Genomic DNA, 17668 nt, shown 5'->3' with positions numbered 1-17668 from the left:
AAGCGCCCGCACCGCGGATATACGGTGGTACCGATCACCAGGGCACCGGCATCGCAAGGGGGACCGTCGTGAAGCCCACCATGGCCGCCGCGCAGCTCCGCGGCAGTCTGACGCAGTACCTCACGACGACGTACGCCCTTGCCGACGAGACCACCCGCGCCGCCCTCGAACGCTTCCTCGGGCACCCCGAGACCGGCATCTTCCGCGGGCCCTACCTGCGCATCCGGACACCGTTCCACGTCGCCGGCGACGGCTGGCGGCGGGACGTGGAGTGGTCCGCGGGGTTCCCCGGGTTCGCTCCGTGGCGGCACCAGGCCAAGGCGTGGGCCCGGCTGTCCACACTGCACGGGCCCGCACGACCGACGCTGGTGACCACCGGCACCGGCTCCGGCAAGACCGAGTCCTTCCTGATCCCCGTGCTGGACCACTGCCGGCGCCGGAAGGCCGAGGGCGTGCGCGGGATCAAGGCGGTGCTGCTCTACCCCATGAACGCGCTCGCCACCGACCAGGCCGGACGCATCGCCGAGTACCTCGCGCGTCCGGAGCTGGCCCAGGTCACGGCGGGGCTGTACATCGGCGACCGGCCCGACACCGACTTCCGGCGGGTGATGACGCGGCGCGAGGAGATGCGCCTGTCCCCGCCCGACGTGCTGATCACCAACTACAAGATGCTCGACCTGCTGCTCCAGCGCGGCGAGGACCTGGGGCTGTGGGAGGGCGCCGAGCCCGCGTACGTCGTGCTGGACGAGTTCCACACCTACGACGGCGCGCAGGGCACCGACGTGGCGATGCTGCTGCGCAGGCTCGCCGCCGCCACCGGCGCTGCCCGGCCCGGCCGGCCCCTGGGGTCGATCTGCCCGGTGGCGACCTCGGCGACCCTCGGCGAGGGAGCGCCCGGGAAGGAGGCCGGGGGCATCCTCAACGTGGCGGCGCGGGTCTTCGGCATGCCGTTCCCCGCGGACGCGGTCGTCGGCGAGGAGCGGATGACCGCCGACGAGTTCACCGGCGCCGTCGACTACGAACTGCCCGAACCGCCGAGCCCGCAGGAGGTCGTCGCGGTGTCCGGCGGGCCGGACGTCGAGGCCCGGCCCGACCTGCTGGACCTGGACGCGCTCGCCACCCGGCTGCTGGGCCGCAGCGGCCTGGACGCCTTCCGCGTCGGACGGCTGCTGAAGCGGCACGACTTCACCCTCGGCGTGCTGTCGCTGCTCGACGGCGAACCGCTGGACGAGTGGACGCTGCGGGACCGGCTGGGCCCCCGGTTCGGCTACTCCTGGGGCCGCACCGCGCGCGAGAACCCCCGGCTGGCACTCCAGGCGCTGTCCCGGTTCGTGGCACTGCTGTCCGCCGCCCGCGACCCCGACTCCGACGAGCGCAGGCCCCGGCCGCTGCTGCACATCGAGGCGCACCTGTGGGTGCGGCCCGTGACCCGCGTGCTGCGCGGAGTCGGACCGTTCCCCGAGTTCCGCTGGTACGAGGACAACCGGACCGCCGCACGCCGGGCCGCGCTCAACGCCGCACCGCCCGGTGAGGAGGACGCGGACGTCTCCTCCGGCAGCATGCCGTCGTACGCGTCGAGCCGCCGGCCGCAGCCCCTGCCGGGCGCCGACACCGCCCCGCGCCCCGCCCAGGTGCACCTTCCGGCCGTGTACTGCCGCAACTGCGGGCGCTCCGGATGGGCCGCGCTGTCTCCCGAGGCCGACCCGCAGCAGCTCGTCACCGCGCAGGACCGCATCTGGCGGGCCGGTGTGGGCCGGGACAAGCGGCGCCTGCGTTACTTCATCGCCGCCTCTCCCGGTGAGCGACGGCAGACCCTCGACGCGCTCACCGGGGCCCGGCCCTCGGGCGGCGGCGTCGACCCGCTGTCCGTCGTCGTCCTGGACGGGTCACGGGGCACCTACCGGCTGCCCACCGCCGCGGACGACGGGGAACTGGTCGACGCCTGGTTCGCGCTGGCCGTGCTCGACCGCAAGAGCGCCGACCGGGCCGCGAAGGACGACCGGTGCCCGGCCTGCCACACCGACAACAGCATCCGCTTCCTCGGTACCGCACAGGCGGCCCTCGCCTCCGCGACGGTCACTCAGTTGTTCACCGGCGGCGACATCGCGCTCGTCCCGGAGGAACGCAAGACGCTGCTGTTCAACGACTCCACCCAGGACGCCGCCCACCGGGCGGGATACGTCGCGAACGCCTCGTACAAGTTCTCCCTGCGCTCGCTGCTCGCGCACAACCTGGACGAATCGGGGGCTCCGACCGCGCTCAACGACCTGATCGGGCTGGTCCTGGAGTCGGTGGACGACCCCGAGGCGCTGGCCGCCGTAGTGCCCCCCGACCTCCACGACGAGCCGGGCGTCGACCGGCTGCTGTCCGGCCGGGGCACGGGCGACGCACGGACCTGGCGGCTGATCGGCGAACGGCTGGCCTTCGCGACCGTCATGGAGTTCGGGCTGCGCAGCCGCATGGGCCGCACCCTGGAACTGACCCGGACCGCGGCGGCCGAGGTGACGGTGGCCGACCCCGACGGCGTCACCGGCCTCGCCCGGGACGTGCACCTGGCCCTGCCCGGCCAGCTCCTGGCCGTGGGCGGGCTGCCCACGCCCGAGCGTTATCTCGCCTACCTCCGGGGTCTGCTGGAGCGGCTGCGGCTGCGCGGCGCGGTGCGGCACCGCTGGCTCGACACCTGGATCAAGGAAGCCGGCACCAGCCGCTACCTCATCTCCGGGCGCAGACCCGACGGCATGCCCGCCTTCCCCGAGGGCGTCGCTCCACCGCGGTTCCTGCTGGACGGGCAGAAGGACGGATCCGAGTTCGACGCGGTCACCGGACGGCTGGGCTGGTACCAGGACTGGACCCGCCGGTGCCTGGGCCTGGACGCCGCCGGCGCGACCGAGTACCTGCGCCGGCTGCTGCCCCACCTCGCCGACGCCGGTGTCCTGTCAGCGCGCACCACCCGCGACCGGCAGACCCGGGTGTACGGGCTCCAGCCCGGTCACATCCAGGTACGGCTGCTCGACGACGCCGTCGTCAACAAGGCCTTCGTCGCCTGCGAGGACTGCGGCTGGCAGCAGGTCGTCGTCCCCGAGCGGCGCACCCGCTGGTACGGCCACCCCTGCCCCCGCTACCGGTGCAAGGGACGGCTCACCGCGCCGCAGCCCGACCTGTCCACCACCGGGCTCGAAGCCGCCCGCCCCGACCGGCCCGTCCGGGAGCGGGACTACCGCCGGGACTACTACCGGCGCCTGTACCTCACGGGCGGCACGTTCCGCGTGGTGACAGCGGAGCACACCGGCATGCTGAGCCGTCCCGAACGGGAGCGCGTCGAGCGTGCCTTCAAGGCGGGCACGCACTACACCGACCCCAACGTCCTGTCGTGCACTCCCACCCTGGAACTCGGCATCGACATCGGCGACCTGTCGGCCGTCCTGCTCGGCTCCCTGCCCGCCGGGCCGGCCAACTACGTGCAGCGGGCGGGGCGGGCCGGACGACGCACCGGCAACGCCCTGGTGGTCGCGTTCGGCGGGCGCCGGGCACGCGACCTGTACTACCTGGACCAGCCACGCGAGATGATCGCCGGGACCATCCTGCCGCCGGGGTGCTACCTGTCGGCCGTGGAGATCCTGCGCCGCCAGTACACCGCCCGGCTCCTGGACCTGGCGGCCCGCGGGGAACTGCGGACCTCCGACGGCGAGACCCTCCCGCCCGTTCCCCGGCTGTCGTCCGCGCTGTTCGGCACCGGCGGATGGTGCCAGGATCTCGCCGACGCCGCACAGACGCACGGGGCGCGCCTCGTGGAGGACTTCCTCGCGCTGTTCCCCGGCGGCGACGGCCAGGACACCGACATGGCGGGCGTCTCGGAGCACGCGGCGGACGAACTGCGCGCGTACGCCACCGGCGGGATCGTCCGGGTGCTTCAGGAGGCGGAGGAGGACTGGACCGGCCGGCGCGAGGAGGTGCGCCGCAGGATCGCGGCGATCGACGAGGCGGCCGGGCAGCTCGCGGCGTCCGACGACACGCAGGAACGGGAGCGGCGCGAACTGCTGGCCGAGCGCCGTGCCGCCGGGGACCTGCTGCGGGAACTGAGCCAGTCCCCCGCGCACGCCACCCTGGTGGACCTCGGACTGCTGCCGAACTACAGCCTGACGGACACCACCACCCGGCTCGAAGCCACGCTGTACTGGTCGCAGACCCCCGACGAGGAGGACGGCCCGCGGGAGGAGGGGGCCCGGCCCACCGGGGCCAGGGTGTACCGCAGCGAGACCCGGGACTACGAACGGTCCAGCGCCCTCGCCCTGACCGAACTCGCCCCCGGCAACAGCTTCTACGTCAACGGCTACCGGCACGTGGTCCGCGCCCTCGACATCGGCGGTCCCGACCGGCGCTCCTGGTCGGTGTGGCGGCTCTGTCCCGCCTGCGGCTACGTGCGGACCGAGAACGCCGAGCGCGACACGACGCCGTGCCCGCGCTGCCGCGGCCGGGAGATCGCCGACGCGGGCTGCGTCCAGTACGTGCTTCGTCCCCGGCGCGTGCTGTCCCGCGACAGGCGCGAGGACGCGAGGGTGCGCGACGACCGCGACGAACGCGACCGCAGGCGCTACGCGACCCTCACCACCGTCGACATCGACCCCGACCGCCTCGTTCCCGGATCCTGGCGGCACGAGAAGGCCGTCTTCGGCGTGGACTTCACCCGCCACGCCACGATCCGGACCCTGAACCTCGGTCTCGACCGCGAGGACGGCAGCAGCACCGTGCCGCTCGCCGGGGAGGACGTCCGCCTCAACCCCTTCTACGTCTGCACCTCGTGCGGCGGCGCGACGGCCGACGGCAGCCCGGTCGTGGACGTGCCCCAGCACGCGCTCACCGAGTCCGGCGCGACGAGCGCCCCGGCCTCGGCACACCATCTGCTGTGGTGCCCGCGCCGCCGGGTCCGCGGCGCCTCGGCGGGCACGGCCGGAGCGCGGGGCGCGGGCCGGGACGTGCCCCTGCTGCTGGCCCACGAACTGACCACCGAGGCCGTCCGCATCCTGCTGCCCGCCTCGGTGGCCCGCTTCAAGGAGCGCCTCGCGTCGTTCACCGCCGCCCTGTTCGCGGGGATCGCCGCCCGCTACGGCGGCGATCCCGACCACATCGACATCGCCGAGGCCACCATGCCCGACGACGCGGGCGACCCGGAGACCGACTGGCCCCGGCGCTTCCTGGTCGTCTACGACCGGCTGCCCGGCGGCACCGGCTACCTGCACCGGCTGGCCTCCGCGGACGGCTTCCGGGAGGTGCTGCTCAAGGCACGGGAGGTCATCGAGCACTGCCCGTGCCAGGAGAAGGGCATGGACGGCTGCCACCAGTGCCTGCTGCGACGGGTGCCGGCCGCCGACTACGACAAGGTCAGCCGCAACGAGGTCCGGCAGATGCTGGACGAACTCCTCGGCGGAGAAGGAGAACGCTGGCGCACCTCCCGGGTCACGACCACCCAGGACATCCCCATTCAGCGGCAGGCGGAGAGCGACCTCGAGGTCCTGTTCGTCGAGACGTTGCGCGACTGGGCCAAGCTGCCGGAATCCAAGGCCGCCGCGGATGCCTACACCACCTCGGCCGGCACCTACGCCCTGGACCTCCGGCTCACGGCACCGGACGGCTCCACCGTCAGCTGGCGCGTCTCCCAGCAGCGCGCGCTGGACGGCACCCGGCCCGACATACTCCTGGAGCGGCTGGACTCCCCGAGTCCGCGCGTCGCGCTGTACCTCGACGGCTACGCGTACCACGCCACCCCCGGACACAACCGGCTCGCGGACGACGCCGTGAAGCGCACCCGGCTGCGGGCCGACGGGCTGCGGGTGTTCCAGCTGACCTACCACGACGTGACGGCGTGGCGCCGCCGGATCAACGACACCGGGTACGCGGGGACCGACGCGGACACCTCCGTGTGGACGCCCTACGGCACCACCGGCCGGCAACGCGCCCGCGACTACTACGACCGGGTGGGCCGCGGGCTGCCCGGCGAACTCGCCGAGACCATGTGGGTCAACCCGGCCCGGATGCTCCTGGCCTACCTGCGCTCGCCCGATCCCGAACGCTGGCGTCGGCGGGCGGAAGCGGTGGCCGCGGGCATGAGCGGGGCCACCGGAATCCGCGGCGCCGCCCTCACCGGCGCCGACGCCGCGGCGGGCATCCGGGAGGCGCTGCGCGCGGACGTACCCGCCGGGACCTCCGGGCCGGTGCGGATGCTGTACGGCCCCGACGCCTCCGGCTGCCGCCTGGTGCTGACCGCCGACGGCAGACGGACCCCACCCGTATGGACGGGACTGGCCGTCCTCGACGACTCCGCCCCGGCCCTGGAGGAAGGGCCGGCGCACAAGCGGCGCTGGCGCGCCTGGCTCTGGTGGGGCAACGTGCTGCAGTTCCTCGAACACGGCGGTGGTGACAGCGCGCAGCTGACGTCGGGCATGCTCGACGGCTTCGACCCCGAGGTCCTCACCGTGACCGGCGGAGAGGGCTGGTTGTCCTCCGCGCGTATCCCGGTGCCCCGGCCCGCGGAGGAGCCCTCCGCCGTGGAAGCCGCCGCCGTACCGGCCGTCCCCGCCGTCCCCGTCGACGAGACCGTCACGCGGGTGCCGGAGGCGGCGGAGCGGCGCGTCGACACGGACCACGGCCGGGATCCCGGCTGGGACCGGGTCATCGAGCTGCTGGACCCGGAGGAGCCGGGGCTCACCGCCCTCGCACACGCGCTGGCGTCGGCGGCGGTGCCGGTCCCGTGGGACGGCTACGAACTGGACGGCCACGGCTGGCAGGCCGATCTCGCCTGGCCGGACGCCCTGATCGGCGTGGTCCGGGCCCCCCGCCCGGCCGACGACGAGCCGGACTACGAGGCCGAGGACCAGGCACGGGCATTCGCGGCGGCCGGCTGGACGGTCCGCACGGCGGCCGACTGGGACGGCGCGGAGCTGATCGCCCGGCTCGACGGCCGGGACCCGAACAAGGACACCACCAGCGACGGGGAGCCCAAGCCATGACCACCTCCGGCGTCACCCTGCGCCTGCTCGACCGGGCCGACAAGGAGATCCTCAAGCTGCCCCGCACGGTCAAGGGTGCCTTCTTCGACTTCCAGCACAAGTTCAGGACGAACCCGAACACCACCGGCCTCAAACTCCAGCGGCTCAAGGGCGATCACCGGCTGTGGTCGGCACGCGTCAACGACGAGTACCGGGCCCTGCTGCTGCGCCTCGCCGACGACGACTGGCTGATCGTCTCCGTCAAGCACCGCAAGGACGTCTACAACCGGCTCTCGTACGGGGTCAACCAGGTCACCGGCGGCATCGAGTACGTCGATCTGGAGGTGGTGGAGGACAGTGTCCTGGGCAGGCTGCCCGGCGCGGCAGCCCCGGCGCCGGCCACGCCCGAAACGCTCCCGTCGGCCGCCCCCGGACCGCTTCCCCCGGTGTCGGGGCCCGAGCCGCTGTTCACGGCCTGGTCCGACCGCCGGCTGTCCGAACTCGGCGTCGCGGAACCCCTGCTGCCCGTCATCCGCACGCTCACCACCGAGGACCAGTTGCTCGGGCTCGTCGAGTACGCGCCGCAGCTGACCGGCGAGGTGCTGATCGCGCTGTTCGACGGCGCGTCGTACGACGACGTGCTCGACCGGGTGACCCGACCGGTGGCCGCCACGGAGCCGGTCGACCCGGACGACTTCGCGGCCGCCGCCCGGCGACCGGCGACGGTCGTCACCACCACGGACGAGGACCTCCGCGGAGCGCTGGAGAGCGGTGACTTCGGCCGGTGGAAGAGCTTCCTGCACCCCACGCAGGCCAAACTCGTCGAGCGCCGCTACAACGGACCGGCGCGGGTCGGAGGCGGGCCCGGCACGGGCAAGACCGTCGTCGCCCTGCACCGGGTACGCCACTTGGTCCGGCAACTCCCCCCGGGGCACGACAAGCCCGTCCTCCTCACCACCTTCAACAAGAACCTCGCCGCCGACCTGCGCTCCCGGCTGCTGGAGCTGGGCGGTGAGGAACTGCTCGGCCGGGTCGAGGTGAGTCACGTCGACCAGTTGGCGCTGCGTGTCGTCCGCGAGGCCGAACCCGGCAACGGCAAGCAGGCCATCGACGACGGCCAGGCCGTACGCGAGTGGCGCGCAATGCTCGACGAACTGGGCGAGGACACCTGGGACCCGGAGTTCCTGCACGAGGAGTGGACCCAGGTCATCCTCGGCCAGGCGGTCGGCAGCCGCACCGACTACTTCCGGGCCCGGCGGGCCGGGCGCGGCAAGAGCATCGGCCGCGGGGAGCGGGCCGAGATCTGGCAGCTCGCCGAACGCTTCACCCAGCGGCTCGACCGGCTCGGACGGCAGACCTGGGACCAGGTGGCGGAGCGCGCGGCACGCCTGGAGATGGGCCGCGAACAGCGCATCCGGAACATCGCGCGGCAGCGGGATGAAGCGGGTGGCCTCGACAACATCCACCTCCAGGACGGCTCCGGAGGCCGGCTGCGCCACCGCTACCGCCACATCGTGGTGGACGAGGCCCAGGACCTGCGCCCCGCCCATTGGAAGATGCTGCGCGCCATGGCCCCCCGTACATCGGACGACCTGTTCCTGGTGGGCGACACCCACCAGCGCATCTACAAGAACCAGGTGACGCTCGGCAGTCTGGGCGTCAACATCCGCGGCCGGTCCGCGAAGCTGACCCTCAGCTACCGCACCACACGGCAGATCCTGCGCTCGGCCCTCGGAGTCCTGGGCGAGACGACGTACGACGATCTCGACGGCGGCACGGAGACCCTCGCCGGATACCGGTCCGTGCTCAACGGCGGCCTCCCGGTCGGGCACGCCTTCCCGGACTGGGAGGCCGAGCGGGAGGGTGTGGCCGCTCTGATCGCGGAGTGGGACGCGGCCCCGGACACGGCCGTCCCGCACGAGCGGATCGCGGTGTGCGTCCCGACCAACCAGATGGCGACCGAGCTGGGGTACACGCTGAAGCTGCACGGCATCGATTCGGTGGAGATCCGCTCCGACGGACCGAACGGCTCCACCGGGGTGCACATCGGCACGATGTTCCGGTTCAAGGGGCTGGAGTACCAGCGGATGATCATCGCGGGCGTGACCGACGGGCTCGTTCCGCGTGAGGACGTGAGCCGACTGCGTGACCGCGAACCCGTCCGCTACCGGCACGAGATGCAGCGAGCCAGGTCCCTGCTCTTCGTGGCCGCGACCCGGGCCCGCGACAGTGTGGACGTCTTCTGGCACGGCAGGCCCAGCCCGTTCCTCGACAGCTCGTGGGCGCAGACCGACCGCGGCGAGAAGTGACACCGGGCTCCGGGGCAGATTTCCGCCTTGGCCCACCTGCGCTCCGGCGGAGGTCATAGGGTCGTTCCCGCACGTCGTCACACACGGTTCGCCGGGGGGACATCATGCAGGCGAAGGAGACCCTGTTCGCCGATCTCGTGCAGGGCAGGGCCCAGCAGTTCCAGGTGCCGCTCTATCAGCGGACGTACTCCTGGACCGAGCGGCAACTCGGACAGCTGTGGACCGACATCCTGGAGCAGGCCGACCTGCTGGAGTCCGGGGACAGAGCGAGCACCCACTTCCTGGGCTCCGTCGTCCTGGCGCCTTCCCCGCAGAACGAGGCGACGTTCCCTCGATGGCTCGTCGTCGACGGTCAGCAGCGGCTGACGACGCTGTCACTCGCTCTGGCCGCGATCCGCGACCACATCGCGGACGCCCAGCCGGACGAGGCCGAGCGCATCGACGAGGAATACCTGATCAACAAGCGCAAGAACGGCACCGACCATTTCCGGCTGCTGCCGACGCAGGCCGACCGGCCACAGTTCGCCGCGCACGTCCGTGGTCCGCTCGAGACACAAGCCGGCGGCGGAAACGTCGGCACTGCCTACGGCTTCTTCCGCCGCAAACTCGTCGAAGCGGGAGACCCGGCCGCCCCGCAGGACGTGTTCCGCATCGAGCAGGCCATCACGTCCAGGCTCACGCTGGTCGCGGTGACCGCCGAGCGCGGCGACAACGTCCACCGCATCTTCGAGTCGCTCAACAACACCGGTCTCAAGCTCAGCCAGGCCGACCTGCTGCGCAACTACCTGTTCATGCGGATGCCCACTCGTGGCGAACACGTCTACGAGACCTACTGGCTGCCGCTGCAGAACAGCCTGAGCAACGACGAACTCGAACAGCTCATGTGGCTTCAGTTGGTGCTGAGCGGGGACGACCGCGTGCGCCGTCAGGACCTGTACGCGTCTCAGCAACAGCACTTCGAGCGCCGCGAGATCACCGAAGCAGAGATCGAGGCGTACATCAGGGACTTGCACCACCGCGGCGCGCTGTTCCGTCGCCTGCTCCACCCCGAGGAGGAGCAGGACCCCGCCGTCCGTGCCCAGTTGCGTCGTTTGGACACCTGGCAGGCCCAGGTCACCTACCCCGCTCTGATGCTGCTGCTGGATCGACGTGAGCGCGGAGAGGTCGACTCCTCGGACACCGCCCGAGCGATGTCGTACATCGAGAGCTTCCTGGTGCGCCGGATGATCTGCCGGGTGCCGACGAACAACCTCAATCGCATCTTTCAGGCCGTGCCCGGACAGCTGCCGCTGGATGTACCCGTGGCCGACGGACTGCATCAGTTGCTCTCCGCGGACAATCGCTTCTGGCCGGACGACGACGAGTTGCGCGGGAAGATCCGGAGCGCGCCCTTCTACCAGTACGGGCGGTGGCACCAGCGCAAGATGGTGCTTCAGCGGCTGGAGGAAAGCCATGGGCACCCCGAGCCGGTGGACTTCGCCTCCGCGCAGCTCACGATCGAACACGTGCTGCCCCAGTCCGCGGGGGACGAGTGGATGCGGATGCTGAGCGAGGACGCGGCCGCTACGGAAACCGCCGAGGAGCTGCACGCGCGGCTCCGGCACACGCTCGGCAACCTGACCCTCACGGCGGTCAACTCGGAACTGTCCAACCACCCGTTCGAGCGCAAACAGGACCTGCTCAAGGGCAGCCACCTGGAGATGAACCGACGCATCGCCGCCACCGACCGGTGGGGCGCGAAGGAGATTCTGGCCCGCGCCGACGATCTCGCCGAACGCGCGATCGCACTGTGGCCGGCCCCTCTGCGTGGAATCGGCCGGGCAGAACGCAGCCGCGACTGGCAGCTGGCCCATCAGGTACTCGCGGCGCTCCCTCACGGCACCTGGACGTCCTACGGTGACCTCGCCGCGTTCCTCGGTTCGGGCGCGCAGGCCGTGGGGAACCACCTGGCCGCCACCCCGGGCGTGGCCAACGCCCATCGCGTGCTCACCTCCGAGGGCAAGGTCTCCGACGGGTTCCGCTGGACGTCCCCGGGCGAGGGGGGCGACGTCCGCGCCCGGTTGACCGCGGACGGCATCCGTTTCACGGTCAACGGTGCCGCCGATCCGGCCCAACGCATCACTGCCGACGATCTCGCCCTCCTGCTCACCGGCGTCGACGACACCCAGGCGGACGACGAGGACACGGCACAGCGCACGGTGCAAGGCCAGAGCGAGGAGACGCGCGCCGACCGGTTCTTCCGTCAGCTCGCGGCAGACGACTCCCCTGAGACGGTCGACGCGGTCCGTGCCCTCCTAACCCGTTGGGAGGAGCTCGGCGGATGGGTCGGCCACGGAGCCGGGCAGGCCATCACCAGCGCGTACCTCATGCTCGGAGAGGCCGGGGCACCGGGCCGCGGTATCTGGCCGCTGACGCTCTACCCGGGCGGCGGACGCGGCGGCACGGCGGAGGTGGTGTTCCAGCACCTCGCCGCGCGTGAGCCCTTCACCGACCGCAGGCTGCGCGCCGAACTGCTGCGGCGGCTCAACGAGCTGAAGGGTGTCGACATCCTCGAGGGAAAGCTGGAACTGCGTCCCAACTTCCGTCTCTCCCTTCTGGAAGAGAACCACAACCGCCAACTACTGGCCGAGACACTCGCGTGGTTCCGTGACTGCTGGGACGCCCGGGATGCGGCCTGAGGCGGCGACGCACGGGCTTCGACGCACAGGCGGCTGACAGCCCACTCGGTATTTGGTCGCGATGACGGGACCGTCGATCCTCAGTGTCGGCGGTCTCTCGTGGTTCGCCACACTCCCTGACGTCCGGCCCGGCGCCATCGCACGCACACCCGACGGGTGAATCCAAGCTCACCGGTTCCGGACTCAGCGTACGCAGGCATACCGGCAGTCGAGCCCAGTGACGCCTGGCTACCGAGCGGTCGGGCTCCGCCGCTGCTCTTCGGCCACTACGCGCAGGCGGTGTGGCGGCGCAACCCGAGCGGGCGTCATTCGAGCGTCAAGAATTCTCGGCACCACAAGGTAACTCATGCCGCCAGGACCGTGTGCTGTCCCATAACCGCAGGTCAGAATGCCTAACACGAAGACACCGTTCGCTCGACCGGTGCAGGCAGCAAAACAGGTCGAGCGAACCATCCAGACCGCAAACCGCAGTTCAGGATCCCTTTGCGGCCGGTTCAAGGATCGCGACGCACTCCACGTGGTGCGTCATCGGGAACAGGTCGAACGCCCGCAGCGTCCGCGGCCGGTAGCCGTTCTCGCGGAAGTACGCCAGGTCCCGCGCCAGGGCCGCCGGGTCGCAGGCGACGTAGGCGATGCGGCGCGCGCCGAGGCCGGAGACGTGCGCGACCGTGGACTTGCCGGCGCCGGCGCGGGGCGGGTCGAGGACGACGAGGTCGGTTTCGGTGATGCCGGTGCGGGGCAGCACCGACTCGACCTTGCCCTGTTCGATGCGGACCCGCGGCAGGTCCTGGAGGTTGTGGCGGGCGTCCTCCACCGCGCGCTTGCCGGACTCGATGCCCAGTACCGCGCCCTTCTCCCCCACCCGTTGGGCGATGGCCCCCGCGAACAGGCCGACGCCGCAGTAGAGATCGAGCGCGGTGTCTCCCTTGCGCGGCAGCAGACCCTGCATCACGGCCTCGACGAGCGTCTGGGCCGCCTTCGGGTGGACCTGCCAGAAGCCGCCCATGCCGACGCGGTAGGTGCGGTCGTCGGCGCGTTCGCGGACGAAGGGGCGGCCGTGGACGCGGTGCACACTGCCGTCGCCTTCGTGGACGCGCAGGACGGAGACCGGCCTGTCGAGTTCCACGATCGGGAGCCGGGCACCGGGCCTCGGGGTGAGGACCACCTGGCGGTCCTGGGAGCCCGTCGCGGCGATGGCCTCGATCGAGGCCATGCCCTCCCAGGTCCGTCCCTCGATGCCGAGTTCCGAGACCCCGGGCGCGGCGATCATGCAGTGCTCGACCGGTTCCACCTCGTGGGAGCGGTGCCTGCGCAGCCCCGCGCGGCCCTCCGCGTCGACGGCGTACTGCACCCGCGTCCGCCAGGCCGGGACCTCGCCCGCGGGCAGTTTGTCGCCCTCCGCGGGCATGACGGTGCCGTCCCAGCCGGCCTCCTCCGGGGTGAGGCCCGCGAGCCGCTTCAGCTGCTCGGCGACGACCTCGCCCTTGAGGCGCCGTTGCGCACCCGGCTTGGCGTGCTGCCAGTCGCAGCCGCCGCACCGGCCGGGCCCGGCGTAGGGGCACGGCGCCTCGACGCGGTCCTTGGACGGCTCCAGGACGCGCACGGCGTCGGCGCGCAGATAGCGGGAGCCCTCCTCACCCTCGGTGATCCGGGCCACGACCTTCTCGCCGGGCAGCGCGTGCCGGACGAAGAGGACCCGGCCGGCGTCGGTGCGGGCGATGCAGTGCCCGCCGTGCGCGACGGGGCCGACCTCGACCTCGTACTCCTCTCCGACGAGCGAGGCATCGGAAGCGTTCGGCATGGCGGGATGACTCCAGGGGTACGAGAGGGGGCCGTCGTCCGTCCGTGAACGACAGCCCCCCAGTCTACGTGGGCCGGAGGGCGCCCCGGCCCGTGCCCGCACCCGCCGTCAGCTCCGGCCGCTGGGCTCCTTGGACTGATCGCCCACCGGGCCGCGGCGCACCGATCCGGGCGCGTTCCACTCCTGGCGCTTCCTGGCCCGCTTCTTGGCCAGCTCGGAGGACTGGAGCTGGTAGGGGACGGAGGTGACCATGACGCCGGGGGTGAACAGCAGCCTGCCCTTGAGGCGCAGGGCGCTCTGGTTGTGCAGCAGGTGCTCCCACCAGTGGCCGACCACGTACTCGGGGATGATCACGCTGACGGCGTCGCGCGGGCTCTCCCGCCGCAGACTCCTCACGTACTCGATGATCGGCCGGGTGATCTCGCGGTACGGCGAGTGGAGGATCTTCAGCGGAATGTTGATACCGCGCCGGTCCCACTCCTCCTTCAACGCCTTCGTCTCCGCCGGGTCGACGTCGATGCTGAGGGCCTCCAGCTTGTCGGAGCGCATGAGCTTGGCGTAGGCGAGGGCCCGCAGGGTCGGCCGGTGGACCTTGGACACCAGCACGATGGAGTGGACCCGGGAGGGCCGGACACTGTCGTCGGAGGGCTCGACGGGGGCGGCGATCTCGTCGGACACCCGGTCGTAGTGGCGGCGGATCGCCGACATCGTCCCGTAGAAGATCACCATGCCCAGCAGCGCCACCCAGGCGCCGTGCGTGAACTTGGTGACGAGGACGACGACCAGGACGAGACCGGTGAAGAAGGCACCGAAGGCGTTGATCGCCCGCGAGCGGATCATGCGACGCCGTGCCGCCGGGTCCCGCTCCGTCCGCAGATGGCGGTTCCAGTGCCGGACCATGCCTGTCTGGCTGAGGGTGAAGGAGACGAAGACACCGACGATGTAGAGCTGGATGAGCTTCGTGGAGTCGGCGTCGTAGATCCACACCAGCAGCATGGCCGCACCGGCGAGCAGCACGATGCCGTTGGAGAAGGCGAGCCGGTCGCCGCGGGTGTGCAGCTGGCGCGGCAGGTACCGGTCCTGGGCGAGGATCGAGCCGAGCAGCGGGAAGCCGTTGTACGCGGTGTTGGCGGCCAGGAAGAGGACGAGTGCGGTGGCCGCGGCGAGCAGGACGAAGAAGAAGGTCTGCTCGCCGAAGACGGCTGCCGCCACCTGCGAGATCACCGGGTCCTGGACGTAGCCGGGGCCGACCGGCTGTCCGTTCTGGATGAGGTCGTGGGCGGGGTTCTCGGCCATCCGTACGTCGCTGGCCATGGCCAGGCCGATGATGCCGCAGAACATGGTGACCGCGAGCATGCCCATGAACAGCAGTGTCGTGGCGGCGTTCCGGCTCTTGGGCTTGCGGAAGGCGGGAACGCCGTTGCTGATGGCCTCGACTCCGGTGAGCGCGGCACAGCCGGAGGAGAAGGCGCGCAGCAGCAGGAAGACCATGGCGAAGCCGGCCAGGCCCTGCTGCTCGGGCTTGATCTCGAAGTCCGCGGTCGGGGCGCGCATGGTGTCGTCGAGGACGAGGCCCTTGAAGGCGCCCCAGGCGATCATGGTGAAGACGCCGAAGACGAAGACGTACGTGGGGATCGCGAAGAGCTTCCCGGACTCCTTGACCCCGCGCAGGTTCATCAGGGTCAGCAGCAGGATTATGACGACGGCGCTGAGCACCTTGTGCTCGATCACGAAGTGGACCGCGGAGCCCAGGTTCTCCACTCCGGAGGAGATCGACACGGCCACGGTGAGGACGTAGTCGACGAGGAGGGCGCTGGCGACGGTGAGACCGGCCCTCGGGCCGAGGTTGGTGTTCGCCACCTCGTAGTCGCCGCCGCCGCTCGGGTACGCGTGGACGTTCTGCCGGTACGAGGCGACGACGGTGAACATCAGGACCACGACGGCGGCCGCGATCCAGGGGCTGTACTGGTAGGCCGACACACCCGCGATCGAGAGGACGAGCAGCACTTCCCCGGGCGCGTACGCCACCGAGGACAGCGGGTCGGAGGCGAAGACGGGGAGCGCGATCCGCTTCGGCAGGAGCGTCTCGCCCAGCCTGTCGCTCCGCAGCGCCCGGCCGATCAGGATGCGTTTGGGCAGGTCGGTCAGTTTGGACACGGAGAGGATCGTAAGGGGTTCCTCTTGACGGCGCCCACCCGTGGGCCCCTCCGCCACGAAATCGCCTCTGGTCGGCCACGCTGCGGCAACGCACCCGGCACGTAGTGCTACGTCATCGGGTCTACCGGCGGTATCGGCACCGCGGATGAGGGCAACGCGGGGAGCGCGTCATAAGCTCGTCTGGGGCGACAACCGCACTCTGAGCCCCGTCGTTGCCCGGCAGAGCCGAGAGAGAAGAGTGAGCAGGGTGTTTGCGCAGGTCATCGGGATGACCAGGACTGCGGGGTAGATAGGTGCACATCGTGATCATGGGCTGTGGGCGCGTGGGAGCCGCGCTCGCGCAGACCCTGGAGCAACAGGGGCACACGGTCGCCGTCGTCGACCAGGACCCCACCGCCTTCCGTCGTCTGGGCTCCGGGTTCGGCGGGCGCCGGGTCACCGGTGTCGGCTTCGACCAGGACACGCTCCGCGAGGCGGGCATCGAGGAGGCCGGCGCCTTCGCGGCGGTCAGCAGCGGTGACAATTCCAACATCATCGCCGCGCGGGTGGCCCGCGAGATGTTCGGCATCGAGAACGTCGCGGCCCGCATCTACGACCCGCGGCGCGCCGAGGTCTACCAGCGGCTGGGCATTCCCACCGTGGCGACGGTCCGCTGGACCGCGGACCAGATGCTCCGCCGGCTGCTGCCCTCCGGGGCGGAGGAGCTGTGGCGGGACCCGAGCGGCGCGGTGCAGCTCGCCGAGGTCCACACCTCCCCGGCCTGGATCGGCCACAAGGTCAGCCGGCTGCAGGAGGAGACCGGCGTGCGGGTCGCGTTCCTCACCCGGCTGGGCGAGGCGGTCCTGCCGACCTCCCAGACCGTGCTGCAGGAAGGCGATCTGGTGCACGTGATGATGCGCACGGACGAGATCGAGAAGGTCGAGGCGGCGTTCGCCCAGGGTCCCGAGGAGGGCGGTCACTGATGCGGGTCGCGATTGCCGGGGCCGGCGCGGTGGGCCGTTCCATCGCGGGAGAGCTGCTGGAGAACGGGCACGAGGTGCTCCTGGTCGACAAGGCGCCCACCGCCATCTCGGTGGAGCGGGTACCGCAGGCGGAGTGGCTGCTGGCCGACGCCTGTGAGATCACGTCGCTGGACGAGGCGGCGCTGCAACGCTGCAACGTGGTGATCGCGGCGACGGGTGACGACAAGGTGAACCTCGTCGTCTCCCTGCTCGCGAAGACCGAGTACGGCGTGCCGCGCGTGGTGGCCAGGGTGAACAACCCCAAGAACGAGTGGCTGTTCAACGAGTCGTGGGGCGTCGATGTCGCGGTGTCCACGCCGCGTCTGATGTCGGCGCTGGTCGAGGAGGCCGTGAGCGTCGGCGACCTGGTGCGGCTCCTCCGCTTCAGCCACGGCGACGCCAACCTCGTCGAGCTGACCCTGCCGCCGGAGTCGGCGCTGGCCGGCACGCAGGTGGGCGATGTGGCCTGGCCCGAGGACACCTCGCTGGTGACGATCATCCGGGGGCCCCGGGTGCTCACTCCGCACGACGAGGAGACCCTGGAGCCGGGCGACGAGCTCCTCTTCGTGGCCGCGCAGGCGCGCGAGGAGCAGCTGGAGGACCTGCTGTCGGTCCGCCGCGAGGACCCGACGACGGCGGGCTGACTCCGCACGGAACGCGGAAGGCCGATCGCCGGACGGGCTGGGGATCCAGTCGGTCCGGCGATCGGCCTTCCGGCTGCCGGCGCCCTGGGGCGTCG

Annotated in this window: 7 protein-coding genes; 5 read left to right on the top strand and 2 right to left on the bottom strand. The window is 71.6% G+C overall.

Annotated features, from left to right (window positions below; genetic code table 11):
- Window positions 1-68: 68 nt before the first annotated feature.
- From QMZ92_RS18940 to QMZ92_RS18930, 3 genes are all read left to right on the top strand, one after another.
- Window positions 69-7004: a DEAD/DEAH box helicase gene (locus QMZ92_RS18940; protein WP_283298549.1), complete on the top strand. Its 6936-nt coding sequence runs from the start codon at window positions 69-71 to the stop codon at window positions 7002-7004.
- On the top strand, window positions 7001-9292 hold the full coding sequence (locus QMZ92_RS18935) for a UvrD-helicase domain-containing protein (protein ID WP_283298548.1): 2292 nt from the start codon (window positions 7001-7003) through the stop codon (window positions 9290-9292). Before QMZ92_RS18940 ends, QMZ92_RS18935 begins: the two co-directional genes overlap by 4 nt.
- 104 nt (window positions 9293-9396) lie before the next feature.
- Window positions 9397-11970: a GmrSD restriction endonuclease domain-containing protein gene (locus QMZ92_RS18930; protein WP_283298547.1), complete on the top strand. Its 2574-nt coding sequence runs from the start codon at window positions 9397-9399 to the stop codon at window positions 11968-11970.
- Between the two features lie 472 nt (window positions 11971-12442).
- Here the strand turns inward: QMZ92_RS18930 and QMZ92_RS18925 are convergent, their stop codons facing one another.
- Both QMZ92_RS18925 and QMZ92_RS18920 read right to left on the bottom strand, forming a co-directional pair.
- Entirely contained in the window at window positions 12443-13771 is a 1329-nt protein-coding gene (locus QMZ92_RS18925; protein WP_283298546.1) for a class I SAM-dependent RNA methyltransferase, read from the bottom strand.
- 108 nt (window positions 13772-13879) lie between these two features.
- Window positions 13880-15928 (bottom strand): APC family permease, encoded by a 2049-nt coding sequence (locus tag QMZ92_RS18920; protein WP_283298545.1) that lies wholly within the window; start codon window positions 15926-15928, stop codon window positions 13880-13882.
- Window positions 15929-16221: 293 nt separating this feature from the next.
- Here QMZ92_RS18920 and QMZ92_RS18915 point away from each other — a divergent pair, with 293 nt between their 5' ends.
- Both QMZ92_RS18915 and QMZ92_RS18910 read left to right on the top strand, forming a co-directional pair.
- Window positions 16222-16890, top strand: a complete 669-nt coding sequence (locus QMZ92_RS18915; protein ID WP_138052659.1) for a potassium channel family protein — start codon at window positions 16222-16224, stop codon at window positions 16888-16890.
- Complete coding sequence (locus QMZ92_RS18910) at window positions 16890-17573, top strand: potassium channel family protein (protein WP_283298544.1); 684 nt, start codon at window positions 16890-16892, stop codon at window positions 17571-17573. The genes QMZ92_RS18915 and QMZ92_RS18910 overlap by 1 nt, the downstream gene beginning before the upstream one ends.
- Window positions 17574-17668: the final 95 nt, after the last annotated feature.

It is taken from the genome of Streptomyces sp. HNM0645 (assembly GCF_030056615.1).
GTDB classification, from domain to species: domain Bacteria; phylum Actinomycetota; class Actinomycetes; order Streptomycetales; family Streptomycetaceae; genus Streptomyces; species Streptomyces marianii.
The sequence above is the reverse complement of the archived record's forward strand: the minus strand, read 5'-3'. Positions and strand labels throughout refer to the sequence as shown.